General features: G+C 65.6%; 9 protein-coding genes, 3 tRNA genes and 1 rRNA gene. 9 read left to right on the top strand and 4 right to left on the bottom strand.

The genetic code is table 11. The features are described 5' to 3' along the window. Together acpS and nagZ are read left to right on the top strand one after the other, a co-directional pair. Positions 1 to 408 carry a holo-ACP synthase gene (gene acpS / locus HZI36_RS10165; RefSeq protein ID WP_179402526.1) on the top strand — a complete coding sequence of 136 codons (408 nt, stop codon included), beginning with the start codon at positions 1 to 3 and terminating at the stop codon, positions 406 to 408. Positions 409 to 435: 27 nt separating this feature from the next. Then, on the top strand, positions 436 to 1,464 hold the full coding sequence (nagZ, locus tag HZI36_RS10160; RefSeq protein WP_179402525.1) for a beta-N-acetylhexosaminidase: 1,029 nt from the start codon (positions 436 to 438) through the stop codon (positions 1,462 to 1,464). Between the two features lie 73 nt (positions 1,465 to 1,537). Here nagZ and HZI36_RS10155 read toward each other — a convergent pair whose 3' ends face one another. From HZI36_RS10155 to earP, 3 genes are all read right to left on the bottom strand, one after another. Continuing rightward, entirely contained in the window at positions 1,538 to 2,914 is a 1,377-nt protein-coding gene (locus HZI36_RS10155; protein WP_179402524.1) for a sigma-54-dependent transcriptional regulator, read from the bottom strand. Between the two features lie 286 nt (positions 2,915 to 3,200). After that, positions 3,201 to 3,758, bottom strand: coding sequence for an elongation factor P (gene efp, locus HZI36_RS10150; RefSeq protein ID WP_179402523.1), 558 nt, complete (start codon positions 3,756 to 3,758; stop codon positions 3,201 to 3,203). Between the two features lie 156 nt (positions 3,759 to 3,914). After that, a complete protein-coding gene (gene earP / locus HZI36_RS10145) occupies positions 3,915 to 5,138 on the bottom strand; it encodes an elongation factor P maturation arginine rhamnosyltransferase EarP (RefSeq protein ID WP_179402522.1) in 1,224 nt (407 codons plus the stop codon). Between the two features lie 76 nt (positions 5,139 to 5,214). Here earP and uvrC point away from each other — a divergent pair, with 76 nt between their 5' ends. The 5 genes from uvrC to HZI36_RS10120 all read left to right on the top strand — a co-directional run bounded on the left by uvrC (position 5,215) and on the right by HZI36_RS10120 (position 8,476). Further along, positions 5,215 to 7,263: an excinuclease ABC subunit UvrC gene (uvrC, locus tag HZI36_RS10140; RefSeq protein WP_179402521.1), complete on the top strand. Its 2,049-nt coding sequence runs from the start codon at positions 5,215 to 5,217 to the stop codon at positions 7,261 to 7,263. Positions 7,264 to 7,359: 96 nt separating this feature from the next. Continuing rightward, positions 7,360 to 7,947 carry a CDP-diacylglycerol--glycerol-3-phosphate 3-phosphatidyltransferase gene (gene pgsA / locus HZI36_RS10135; protein WP_179402520.1) on the top strand — a complete coding sequence of 196 codons (588 nt, stop codon included), beginning with the start codon at positions 7,360 to 7,362 and terminating at the stop codon, positions 7,945 to 7,947. A 138-nt stretch (positions 7,948 to 8,085) separates the two neighbouring features. Next, a tRNA-Gly gene (locus HZI36_RS10130) sits at positions 8,086 to 8,161 on the top strand. A 57-nt stretch (positions 8,162 to 8,218) separates the two neighbouring features. Further along, positions 8,219 to 8,294: transfer RNA gene (locus HZI36_RS10125), tRNA-Gly, on the top strand. 108 nt (positions 8,295 to 8,402) lie between these two features. Next, positions 8,403 to 8,476, top strand: a tRNA-Cys gene (locus HZI36_RS10120). A 27-nt stretch (positions 8,477 to 8,503) separates the two neighbouring features. On the opposite strand, the gene HZI36_RS10115 is transcribed toward HZI36_RS10120, so the two are convergent. Then, the gene (locus HZI36_RS10115; RefSeq protein ID WP_179402519.1) at positions 8,504 to 9,076 is read right to left on the bottom strand and encodes a TetR/AcrR family transcriptional regulator; all 573 of its coding nucleotides are present in this window, start codon (positions 9,074 to 9,076) and stop codon (positions 8,504 to 8,506) included. A 397-nt stretch (positions 9,077 to 9,473) separates the two neighbouring features. On the opposite strand from HZI36_RS10115, the gene HZI36_RS10110 reads away from it, so the two are divergent. Beyond that, positions 9,474 to 11,225 carry an FAD-dependent oxidoreductase gene (locus HZI36_RS10110; protein ID WP_179402518.1) on the top strand — a complete coding sequence of 584 codons (1,752 nt, stop codon included), beginning with the start codon at positions 9,474 to 9,476 and terminating at the stop codon, positions 11,223 to 11,225. Positions 11,226 to 11,700: 475 nt separating this feature from the next. Then, positions 11,701 to 12,305, top strand: a 16S ribosomal RNA gene (locus HZI36_RS10105); the annotation flags it as partial.

Raw genomic sequence — 12,305 nt, 5'->3', positions numbered from 1 at the left:
ATGATCTACGGAATCGGCACCGACATCGTCCAGGTGAGCCGCATCGCGGCGGTGCTCGAGCGCACGGGCGGCCGCTTCGCCGACAAGGTGCTCGGCGCGGACGAGCTGCGGGTCTTCCATGCGCGACGCGCGCGCTCCGAGGTGCGCGGCATCGCGTTTCTCGCGACGCGCTTCTCCGCGAAGGAGGCGTTCTCGAAGGCGATCGGCCTCGGGATGCGCTGGCCGATGACGTGGCGCGCGCTGCAGATTCTCAACGCGCCGAGCGGCGAGCCGTACGTCGTCGCGTCGGGCGAGCTTGCCGACTGGCTTGCCGCGCGCGGAATCACCGCGCGGGTGACGGTCAGCGACGAGCGCGACTACGCGGTGTCGTTCGTGGTTGCCGAGACCGGCGGCGCGCCCGCTTCCTGACACTTTCTCCGACGGAATCCAGCTTCGATGAAACAGACTCTCGGCCCGGTCATGCTCGACGTCGTCGGCACGACCCTGACGCGTGCCGATGCGCGGCGTCTCGCGCATCCGAACACCGGCGGCGTGATCCTGTTCGCCCGCCACTTCCAGAATCGCGCGCAGCTCGTCGCGCTGACCGACGCGATCCGCATGGTTCGTGATGACCTGCTGATCGCGGTCGATCACGAAGGCGGGCGCGTGCAGCGCTTCCGCACCGACGGCTTCACGGTGCTGCCCGCGATGCGCCGGCTCGGCGAGCTGTGGGACGCGGACGTGCTCGCCGCGACGACGGTCGCGACCGCGGTCGGCTACGTGCTCGCGGCCGAACTGCGCGCGTGCGGCATCGACATGAGCTTCACGCCGGTGCTCGATCTCGATTACGGGCATTCAAAGGTGATCGGCGATCGCGCGTTCCATCGCGATCCGCGCGTCGTCGCGCTGCTCGCGAAGAGCCTCAATCACGGGCTTGCGCTCGCGGGGATGGCGAACTGCGGCAAGCATTTTCCCGGTCACGGTTTCGCGGAAGCCGATTCGCACGTTGCGCTGCCGACCGATGACCGGCCACTCGACGAGATCCTCGCGCACGACGTCGCGCCGTACGACTGGCTCGGGCTGTCGCTCGCGGCGGTGATTCCGGCGCACGTGATCTATACGCAGGTCGATGACCGCCCGGCGGGTTTCTCGCCAATCTGGCTGCAGCGGATTCTGCGCGAGCGGCTCGGCTTCACCGGCGCGATCTTCAGCGACGATCTGTCGATGGAGGCCGCGCGCGAGGGCGGCACGCTGGCCGAAGCCGCCGACGCGGCGCTGTCGGCCGGCTGCGACATGGTGCTCGTCTGCAATCAGCCGGAAGCGGCGGAAGAGGTGCTGAATGCGCTGAAGACGAAGCCATCGCCGGCGTCCGCGCGGCGCCTGAAACGGATGCGCGCGCGCGGCAACGCGCCGAAGTGGGACAAGCTGATCGCGCAGCCCGACTATCTGCGCGCCAAGGCGCTGCTGAACGAAGCGCTCGGCTGAGCGCCGTCGGGCGGCCGGGCGATGTCCGCGCGCGGCGGCCCGAGCGGGCCGCGTTCGCGCGGGCCAGGTGGCGTCAGTCCACCTTCATTCGCTGCAGCTTGTTGTAGAGCGTCTTCGGGCTGATGCCGAGCAGCGTCGCCGCGCGGTGGCGCGTGCCGCCGACCGCGTCGAGCGTAGCGCGGATCAGCAGATCCTCGACGTCCGCGAGCGGCGTGCCGACCTTGATCTGCACGCTGCTGTCGTTCAGTGCGGCGCCGCCGGTCGCGAAGCCGATTTCGCCCGCGCGCAGCGTGTCGATGAAATCACCGGACGCGTCGTATGCGGCGCGCACGCGCTCCTGCAGCTCGCGCACGTTGCCCGGCCATTCGTACGTAAAGCATTCGCGCACGAAGCCGGATGCCGCGCGCTTGTCGGTCGTGCCGCGACCGAGCGCGCGTGCTTCGCGGTTCAGCTCGTCGATCAGCGCATCCGCGAGGACGAGCGCGTCGCCGTCGCGCTCGCGCAGCGGCGGCAACGTGATCGACGCGGCGTCCAGCCGCATCCACAGATCTTCACGCAGCGCGCCGTGCGCGACCGCGTCGCGCGCTGCGCGGCGCGTCGACGCGATCAGCCGGAAATCGCTCGAGATCGAGCTCGTGCCGCCGACACGCATGAAGTTCTGCGAATCGAGCGCGTGCAGCAGCGCTTCCTGCAGCGCAAGCGGTAGCGCGGTGATCTCGTCGAGGAACAGCGTGCCGCCGCTCGCCTGCTCGAACAGGCCGGCTTCGCGCCGCTCGGCGCCATCGAACGCGCCGCGCTCGTGGCCGAACAGCACGCTGTCGACGCGCCCCGCGTGCGCGAGCAATCGGCAGTCGCACGTGACGAACGGGCCCTTGCGGCGCCGGCTCAGGTCGTGCAGCGTGCGCGCGGCGAGTTTCTTGCCGGTGCCGGGTTCGCCCGAGAACAGCACGGCCGTCTCGGTGCGCGCGTTGTGCTCGATCATGTCGTACACGTGCTGCATCGCGTCGCTGCGGCCGACGAGCGCGCCGAAGCGGCCGAGACGCCGCAGCGTCGCGCGCAGCGCCTGCACCTCCTCGATCAGCTCGTACGGGCGCGGAATGCGCGCGAGCAGGCTGCGCAGGCGCGGAATGTTGATCGGCTTGAGCAGGTAATCCCAGATCCCGTGGCGCAATCCTTCGATCGCGCTTTCGACCGTCGCGTTGCCGGTCAACACGATGACGGGCAGCGAGCCGTTCGGCTGCTGCTGCGGAAGATGCTGGAGCAGATCGAAACCGCTGCCGTCCGGAAGGTTCAGGTCGACGAGCACGACGTCGGGGATCGAGCGTCCGAGCGCCGCGCGCGCTTCGGCGAGCGAGGTTGCCGTGTCGACCGAGAAACCGTCGGCGGCGAGCAGGGCGGTGAGACCCGACAGGCTATTGGGATCGTCTTCGACAATCAGGGCATGAGGCATGGTGCGCTTGGCTTGTAATCGGAGAGACGGGCCATCGGCCGAAGGCGTCGCCTCAACTGAATCGAATGATGATTTTATGCTCCGACGCACCATCGGAGCACATTATTTCTCCAGCGCTATAAAACAGTTACCGAAGATACAAATTGAATATCTTTCGCGGTGGATTTCGTCTTGCGGTTTTCTCGGGCCGGCGATCGGCCGCGCGCAGGGCCACGGCGGCCGATTTGCGCGCATAAACAAAAAGCGCCCCGCAGGGCGCTTTTTCTGTTCCGAAGGCGCGCGGCAATCAGGCGCGGCTGCGGTATTCGTTCGTGCGCGTATCGATTTCGATCTTGTCGCCGGTGTTGCAGAAGAGCGGCACCTGCAGTTCGAAACCGGTCGAGAGCTTCGCGTTCTTCAGCACCTTGCCCGACGACGTGTCGCCCTTGACGGCCGGTTCCGTGTACGTGATTTCGCGAACGAGGACCGTCGGCAGTTCGACCGAGATCGCCTTCTCGTTGTAGAACACGACTTCGCAGGCCATCCCGTCTTCGAGGTAGTTGAGCGCGTCGCCCATCATTTCCGCTTCGACTTCGAACTGGTTGTAGTCGGCGTCCATGAACACGTACATCGGGTCGGCGAAGTACGAGTACGTGACTTCCTTGCGGTCGAGCACGACGACGTCGAACTTGTCGTCGGCCTTGTAGACCGATTCCTGGCCCGAGTTCGTCAGCAGGTTCTTCAGCTTCATCTTGACGACGGCGGCGTTGCGGCCCGACTTGTTGTATTCGGTCTTCGAGATGACCCAAGCGTCGCTGCCGACCATCACGACGTTACCTACGCGGAGTTCCTGTGCGGTTTTCATAAAAACTGTCCTGTACAAATAAAAAGTGCCTGAGCGTTGCGCAACGGCGGACGTCGCAAGCGGGTTCGTTTCGGCAGGCGCCCGGGAGCGGGCCCCGCAGGGTTCCCTTGGCGCCAAAAGCGAGCGCGCTTGCGTGGTCTGCCGTCGGATAACCGCTTATTTTAACTGAGATTTTGCATAGTCCGCCAGATTTCCGGCGAGATCGCCGGCCGTCGCGAGCTTCGCGGCCCAGTCCGCCGAGTTCGCCGACAGCGCCGCGCGGTGCTGCCAGAGGTCGGCCCAGTCCGGCGTGCCGGTGCCGTTCCATGCGTGCCAGAAGCGCGCGAGCGCGTCGCGCGGCGCGCTCGCGAGGCCGGCCGTCAGGTGCGCGAGCGCGGCGTCGAGCTTCGGCAGATGCGCGTCGTCGGCCTGCGGGTAGATCTGCCAGACGAATGGCCGGCGCGCCCACTGCGCGCGGACGAACGAATCCTCGCCGCGCACGAAGTTCAGGTCGCAGGCCCACAGCAGCGCGTCGTAATCGTGCTGCGGCACGAACGCGAGCCCGTACGCGGTGAGGTTGCCGATGCGCGCGCGGGCGCCCGCGCCGAACGATTCGACCCCGAAGAAGCGCGCGACGTCGCCCGACACGCGGCCCGCCGGCACCAGCAGCACGACCGGCGCGGCCGCGTCGCGCCACTGCGTGAGCAGGGCGCCCGCGGCCGGATTTTCGTACGCGAACAGGCTGACGAGCGTCACGTCGGGCAGCGGCGGTGCGTCGCCGGTCGCATGCCGCCACCAGGCCTCGCGCGCGGCGGCGTCGGCTTCGAACGCGGCGCGGCGCGCGTCGAGGTCGCGTTCCTTCGGCACGCCGCCGGTGCCGGCCGACAGCCCGGGGAAGAAGAACGTCTTCACGAGCGCGTGGCGCGGATGCGGCGACGGCCGCAGATGGAAGTCCGCGACCCAGTCCTCCGCGCTCAGGTATTCGAGATTGATCCAGACCGGCCGCCGCGCGCGGCGCGCCATCGCCGCGAGATACGCGGGCGGCAGTTCGCACGCAAACGCCTCGATCACGACGTCCGCGATCTCGATCGCATCGCCGACCCGCGCGTGCCAGTGCTCGATCACGATGCCGTCGACGGTCTGCCGCATCGCGTCGGGCTGCACGCCGGGCGCGAGCCGCGCGAACGTGTGCAGATCGTCGACGAAGAGCCGCACCTGCCAGCCGTGCTCGCGCGCGAGCTGGCGCGCGACGCGCCAGCAGACGCCGATGTCGCCGAAGTTGTCGACGACCGCGCAGAAAATATCGCAGGCGAGCGGCTCGCCGGGCGCGAGCGGCGATTCGGTCGGGGGAGCGGCTGGGTGGTGGGCGTGCGGGTGGGCGTGCTGGCGGGCGTGCGGCATCGGAGCGGGCGGATGGAATGCTCTAAACTGGCGATTCTAATCGACCGTTCGCGCCCGTCGCCGCCTCCGTTCACGCATGACATCCGCAGATTCCCCCGACGTCCCCGCCGACGTCCCGTTCGAACCGAAGAAGATCCTCGCGCAGCTGCCGCATCTGCCCGGCGTCTACCGCTATTACGACGCGGGCGGCGCGGTGCTCTACGTCGGCAAGGCGCGCGACCTGAAGAAGCGCGTGTCGAGTTACTTCACGAAGACGCAGCTGTCGCCGCGGATCGCGATGATGGTCACGCGGATCGCGCGGCTCGAGACGACCGTCACTCGCTCCGAGGCCGAAGCGCTGCTGCTCGAGAACAATCTGATCAAGGCGCTCGCGCCGCGCTACAACATCCTGTTTCGCGACGACAAGTCGTATCCGTACCTGAAACTCACCGCGCACCGCTTTCCGCGGATGGCGTATTACCGCGGTGCGGTCGACAAGAAGAACCAGTATTTCGGGCCGTTTCCGAGCGCATGGGCGGTGCGCGAGAGCATCCAGATCCTGCAGCGCGTGTTCCAGCTTCGGACCTGCGAGGATTCGGTGTTCAACAATCGCACGCGGCCGTGCCTGCTGCATCAGATCGGACGCTGCACCGCGCCGTGCGTCGGCGCGATCTCGGACGAAGACTACGCGCGCGACGTGTCGAATGCCGCGCGCTTCCTGCTTGGTCGACAGACCGAAGTGATGAAGGAGCTCGAGCAGAAGATGCACGCGTTCGCCGCGGAGCTGAAGTTCGAGCAGGCGGCGGCGGTGCGCAACCAGATGAGCTCGCTCGCGACCGTGCTGCATCAGCAGGCGATCGACGTCGGCGGCGACAGCGACGTCGACATCCTCGCGGTCGTCGCGCAGGGTGGACGCGTGTGCGTGAATCTCGCGATGGTGCGCGGCGGCCGGCATCTCGGCGACAAGGCGTATTTTCCGACGCATGTCGAGAGTGCGCTGACGCTGGTCGATGGCGGGATCGGCGACGATGTGGAGCTTGCCGAAGACGGCGAGTCGGCCGAGCCCACCGAGCCCGCCGACCAGGCCACTGTCGACACGTCGACTCACGCGCCGCGCGAGTCGACGTCGGTCGAAGCCGAAGTCCTCGACGCGTTCATCGCGCAGCATTACCTCGGCAATCGCGTGCCTCCGGTGCTCGTCGTCAGTCACGCACCCGCGAGTCGCGACCTGCTCGCGCTGCTCGCCGAGCAGGCCGGCCACAAGGTGTCGCTCGTGCGGCAGCCGCAGGGGCAGCGCCGCGCGTGGCTCGCGATGGCCGAGCAGAATGCGCGGCTCGCGCTCGCGCGGCTGTTGTCCGAGCAGGGTTCGCAGCAGGCGCGCACGCGCGCGCTCGCGGACACGCTCAGCTTCGAGAGCGACGATCTCGCGCCGCTGCGGATCGAGTGCTTCGACATCAGTCACACGATGGGCGAGGCGACGCAGGCGTCGTGCGTCGTCTATCACCACCACAAGATGCAGTCCGGCGAATACCGTCGCTACAACATTACCGGCATCACGCCCGGCGACGATTACGCGGCGATGCGCCAGGTGCTGACGCGCCGCTACGAGAAGATGGTCGAGCAGGCGGCGCAGGCCGCGTCCGCCGACGACGCGGCCGGCATCGACGGCGAAGCGACGCGCGAAGCCGCGGCCGCGGGCCTGCTGCCGAACATCGTGCTGATCGACGGCGGCAAGGGGCAGGTCGAGATTGCGCGGCAGGTGTTCACGGAGCTCGGGCTCGACTGCTCGATGCTCGTTGGCGTCGCGAAGGGCGAGGGGCGCAAGGTCGGGCTCGAGACGCTGATCTTCGCGGACGGCCGCACGCCGCTCGAACTCGGCAAGGAGAGCGCGGCGCTGATGCTCGTCGCGCAGATCCGCGATGAGGCGCACCGCTTCGCGATCACCGGGATGCGCGCGAAACGCGCGAAGACGCGCCAGACGTCGCGGCTCGAGGAGCTCGAAGGCGTCGGCGCGAAGCGGCGGCAGCGGCTGCTTGCGCGCTTCGGCGGGTTGCGCGGGGTCGTCGCGGCGAGCGTCGACGAGCTCGCGAGCGTCGATGGCATCTCGCGCGCGCTCGCCGAGCAGATCTACAAGCAGCTGCACTGACGCGCGCCGCGCGGCCGCCGTGCCGGCCGGCCCGCTGGCTTGTGGCGGGGCGGTCGACACGGCACAATTGCGAATCCTTTCTTTGTCCCGGAAGCCATGCCGTTCAATTTCCCGATTTTTCTGACATGGGTGCGAATCGTGCTGATTCCGCTCGTCGTCGGCGTGTTCTATCTGCCGGACATGATGATGGAGGGCCCGCACCGCAATCTCGCGGCCGCGCTGATCTTCGTGCTGGCCGCGCTGACCGACTGGTTCGACGGCTTCCTCGCGCGCAAGTGGAACCAGACGTCGTCGTTCGGCGCGTTCCTCGATCCGGTCGCGGACAAGCTGATGGTCACGGCCGCGCTGCTCGTGCTCGTGCAGCTCGCGCGGCTCGACGCGGCGATCGCGCTCGTGATCGTCGGCCGCGAGATCGCGATCTCGGCGCTGCGCGAATGGATGGCGCAGATCGGCGCGTCGAAGAGTGTCGCGGTGAATTCGCTCGGCAAGTTCAAGACCGCGTGCCAGATGGTCGCGATCCCGATGCTGCTGTACTACGGCCAGCTGCCGGTGGGCGGCATGACGATCGACACGCGCGTGTGGGGCGAGTGGCTGATCTATCTCGCGGCGGTGCTGACGATCTGGTCGATGCTCTACTACATGAAGCTCGCGTGGCCGCAGATCCGCGAGCGCGGCGGCGCGTGACGCGCGCGCCGAACGGAGTTTGGAAAAAGGGCGCGAAAAACGCTTGACACCCGGATTCAGCTTCTACATAATCTCATTTCTCCGCTGCACGACAAAGTCAACGCAGCGAAGCAAGGCAGAAGCAGCAGGCAGTACCACGCGGGAGTAGCTCAGTTGGTAGAGCGCAACCTTGCCAAGGTTGAGGTCGCGAGTTCGAGACTCGTCTCCCGCTCCAGATTTTTCTGGCAGCGTGTTGTGGTTGGATGGCAGGACGCTGCGCAAGCAGGACAATGCGGGAGTAGCTCAGTTGGTAGAGCGCAACCTTGCCAAGGTTGAGGTCGCGAGTTCGAGACTCGTCTCCCGCTCCAAACAATGGGGAAGCAACGCTTCCCTTTTTGTTTGATAGGCCGTTGGCCTTCATTCAAATCTGTCGATCGTCGTCGTGCAGTTTCGCGAAGATCGCACAGTCCGCTTTTGGCGCGATAGCAAAGCGGTTATGCAGCGGCCTGCAAAGCCGTGTAGGCCGGTTCGACTCCGGCTCGCGCCTCCAAGTTGTGAAAGAAAAAGCCCTGACTCGTCAGGGCTTTTTCTTTTCCGGCGTCGAAAAACACAGAATCCGCATCTGCGCGCGCATCGCCTGTTCTTCCGCGGGAATCAGACAGTACGCGAGCCCGATCCGGCTGATCAGCGCGATGATGTCGTCCAGCGCCGGCATGGGCGCGCCGCGCGCGGCGACGTACTGGCGGTAAGGCTGCTCGAGCACGCGTCGCCACATCGGCGCAATGTTCTCGACGATGTAGCCGAATACCTCGGTGGAGACGCTGGTGGCCAGATAGTTGTGATGGAACCCGCCGTGATGGCGATCCCGGTAGCGCACCGCAAAGCACACGCATTCTTCGCAATACACCTCGAAGTCATTCTCGAATTCGGCGAGGCTGCGCTGCATCTCGTCGAAGAACGCGGCGTTCTCGACGCTGATCACGCCCTGGATCAGTTCCTTCTTCGTGCCGAAGTACCGGTACAGCGTCCGCCGCGAAATGTTCGCGCGGCACGCGACGTCGTCGATCGACAGGCCGTCGATCCCGTGTTCGATCATCGCGTCGAGGGCTGCGCGCAGGATCGCGTTTCGCCCGTCATTGACGCTGTCCATTCTGCTGGCGTCACCCCAGCGCAATTGCCGATCCATACCCTTCCTCGATGCCGTGCGGCGCGCGGCGTATGCCGATCCGTCGATCGGATCCGACCGTGCGAGATTTTCTCACACGTTGGCACATAAATTAATTTTGTGACATTATGAGTCACAATTTAATTGGTTTGTGACATAGCATCGGGCGGGGGCCAACCCACCGTCCGGTGCATTCCGGGCAGCGGCTGGCTGTAGACGCCGGATCTCGCCCGCTTTGACTGAAGGAGACGATCGATGGCCGATACCGCCGTGCTGGCAGGCAAGCACCCCATTCACCGGATTCAAACGGGCTGGCGCAAGCGCGCCGACGTGCCGGCCGATGCGGCGAGCCGCCTTTCCACGATCTGACCGGGGAGTCCTCATGCACAGCGATCGACGCGACCCGGTCGGGGACGCTACGTACGACGTGGTGGTGGTCGGCTCCGGCGCGGGCGCGATGACGGCGGCGCTGCGCGCGCACGACCACGGCCTGTCGGTGCTGGTCGTCGAGAAAAGCGCCGTTTATGGCGGCACGACCGCCGTGTCCGGCGGCGGCATCTGGATTCCCTGCAACGATCAGATCGCCGCGCTCGGCGGAAATGATTCGTATGACGAAGCAATCACGTATCTGCGCGACGTCGTCGGCGAGGACTTCGATCCGTCGCGCATCGACGCGTATCTCGAGAACGGACCGAAGATGGTCGCCTGGCTCGCCGAGCACGCGCAGACCCGCTTCCATGCGGTGCCGCGCTATCCCGACTACTACCCGGACCGCAAGGGCGGCAAGCCCGGCTACCGGACGATGGAGCCGGCGGCGTTCGACGCCGTGCGCCTCGGCGAGCACTTCGATACGCTGCGCGCGCCGTCGCCGGCCACGCTGATCGGCGGGCGCATTGCGATGACGCAGATCGAAGCGCACACGATACTTGCGAAGGAGCGCGGCTGGCTGCGGCTCGCCGCGCGTCTGATGCTGCGCTATGCGACCGATTTCCGGTGGCGCCGCCGCACGTCGCGCGACCGGCGCCTGACGCTTGGCAACGCGCTGGTCGCGAGCCTGCGGGCGGCGCTCACGCAGCGCGGCATCGAACTCTGGCTCGATACGCCGATGCGCTCGTTGCACGTTGACGACGGCCGTGTGAACGGCGTGGTCGTCGAGCGACATGGGCAGCCGTTCGGCATCCGCGCGACGCATGGCGTCGTGCTCGCCTGCGGCGGCTTCGAAGCGAATCAGGCGATGCGCGAACGGTATTTGCCGAAGCCGACGCGCGCCGAGTGGAGCGCTGCGCCGCCGATCAACACGGGCGACGGCATTCGCGCGGGGCTCGAGCTGGGCGCCGACGTCGCGCTGATGGATTTCGTGTGGGGTGTGCCGACGGTGCGCGTGCCGGGCGAGGAAAAACAGCGCGGGCTGTTCGTCGAGCGCTCGGCGCCGCGCTGCGTGATGGTCAACGCGCTTGGGCGACGCTTCGTCAACGAATCCGCGCCGTATCCGGACGTGATCCACGCGATGTATGCGGATCACGCACGAACTCAGGCCAATGTGCCCGCGTGGATGATCTTCGACGCCGAATACCGCAAGCGCTATCCGTGCGGCGTGCTGTTGCCCGGCAGCGTGCAGCCGGACAGCAAGATCCCGGCCGGCTGGCTGGACTCGGTGATCTATCGTGCCGACACGCTGTCCGAACTGGCTGCGAAGATCGGCGTGAATGCCGACGGGCTCGCGCAGACCGTCGTGCAGATGAACGGCTATGCGGCCACCGGCATCGATACCGAATTCGGCAAGGGTGGCAACCTGTTCGACCGCTACTACGGCGATTCGTCGTCGAAGCCCAATCCGTGTCTCGGACCGATCGAGCGTGCGCCGTTCTATGCGCTGCGCATCGACCCCGGCGAGATCGGCACGAAAGGCGGGCTGCGCACCGATGCGCATGCGCGCGTGCTACGGCCCGACGGCTCGGTGATCGACGGCCTCTATGCGCTCGGCAATACGTCGGCGGCCGTGATGGGCAAGACCTATCCGGGCCCCGGCTCGACGATCGGGCCGGCGATGACATTCGGCTATGTCGCGGCCAATCACATTTCGGCCGCGCGAGCGCTTCCGTTTGCGGCCGAACGATCAACGACAAGGAATTGAACTGATGAAGCGAGGCGGAGTGGGCGGGAAGATCGTGCTCGTGCCCAGAACCGCTTGCATATCTTCGAATACGTGCCTACAATCACGCCTCTTTCGCGCTACGGCGAACGCGGCGCGAAAGGGGAAGTGGAAGTGATCAGGCAGTCAGCGACGGGATGTTAAAAAAGTTGTTGACGAGATGCAGAAAACTGATCATAATCTCGCTTCTCTGCTGCTGATAACGCAGCGCTGCCGAGAAGGGCGAAACGAAGCAAGTTTCGCGGTTCTTGACAGATATGCTCTTTAACAATGAACAGCCGATAAGTGTGGGCGCTTGATGGCGTCGAGACCTGAGCCGCGGGTAACCGTGGAGCAGGTAAGCGAAAGTATCAAGAGTCTCACACAAAAGTAAGTCAGGTTTATGAAGCAATTCATATGACCTGTCAGCTTTGAGTGAGCGACCGGTTCGAGAGAACCGAAAACAGTAACAGGGTTTGAACTGAAGAGTTTGATCCTGGCTCAGATTGAACGCTGGCGGCATGCCTTACACATGCAAGTCGAACGGCAGCACGGGGGCAACCCTGGTGGCGAGTGGCGAACGGGTGAGTAATACATCGGAACATGTCCTGTAGTGGGGGATAGCCCGGCGAAAGCCGGATTAATACCGCATACGATCTACGGATGAAAGCGGGGGATCGCAAGACCTCGCGCTATAGGGTTGGCCGATGGCTGATTAGCTAGTTGGTGGGGTAAAGGCCTACCAAGGCGACGATCAGTAGCTGGTCTGAGAGGACGACCAGCCACACTGGGACTGAGACACGGCCCAGACTCCTACGGGAGGCAGCAGTGGGGAATTTTGGACAATGGGGGAAACCCTGATCCAGCAATGCCGCGTGTGTGAAGAAGGCCTTCGGGTTGTAAAGCACTTTTGTCCGGAAAGAAATCCTTTGGGCTAATACCCCGGGGGGATGACGGTACCGGAAGAATAAGCACCGGCTAACTACGTGCCAGCAGCCGCGGTAATACGTAGGGTGCGAGCGTTAATCGGAATTACTGGGCGTAAAGCGTGCGCAGGCGGTTTGTTAAGACCGATGTGAAATC

The sequence above is a fragment of the Burkholderia guangdongensis genome (assembly GCF_013403875.1).
GTDB lineage: Bacteria > Pseudomonadota > Gammaproteobacteria > Burkholderiales > Burkholderiaceae > Burkholderia > Burkholderia guangdongensis.
The sequence above is the reverse complement of the archived record's forward strand: the minus strand, read 5'-3'. Positions and strand labels throughout refer to the sequence as shown.

What these genes read in the sequence shown, in the direction of transcription:
- acpS (WP_179402526.1), top strand. Translation starts at nt 1, where the DNA reads ATGATCTACGGAATCGGCACCGACATCGTCCAGGTGAGCCGCATCGCG.
- nagZ (WP_179402525.1), top strand. Translation starts at nt 436, where the DNA reads ATGAAACAGACTCTCGGCCCGGTCATGCTCGACGTCGTCGGCACGACC.
- HZI36_RS10155 (WP_179402524.1), bottom strand. Translation starts at nt 2,914, where the DNA reads ATGCCTCATGCCCTGATTGTCGAAGACGATCCCAATAGCCTGTCGGGT.
- efp (WP_179402523.1), bottom strand. Translation starts at nt 3,758, where the DNA reads ATGAAAACCGCACAGGAACTCCGCGTAGGTAACGTCGTGATGGTCGGC.
- earP (WP_179402522.1), bottom strand. Translation starts at nt 5,138, where the DNA reads ATGCCGCACGCCCGCCAGCACGCCCACCCGCACGCCCACCACCCAGCC.
- uvrC (WP_179402521.1), top strand. Translation starts at nt 5,215, where the DNA reads ATGACATCCGCAGATTCCCCCGACGTCCCCGCCGACGTCCCGTTCGAA.
- pgsA (WP_179402520.1), top strand. Translation starts at nt 7,360, where the DNA reads ATGCCGTTCAATTTCCCGATTTTTCTGACATGGGTGCGAATCGTGCTG.
- HZI36_RS10115 (WP_179402519.1), bottom strand. Translation starts at nt 9,076, where the DNA reads ATGGACAGCGTCAATGACGGGCGAAACGCGATCCTGCGCGCAGCCCTC.
- HZI36_RS10110 (WP_179402518.1), top strand. Translation starts at nt 9,474, where the DNA reads ATGCACAGCGATCGACGCGACCCGGTCGGGGACGCTACGTACGACGTG.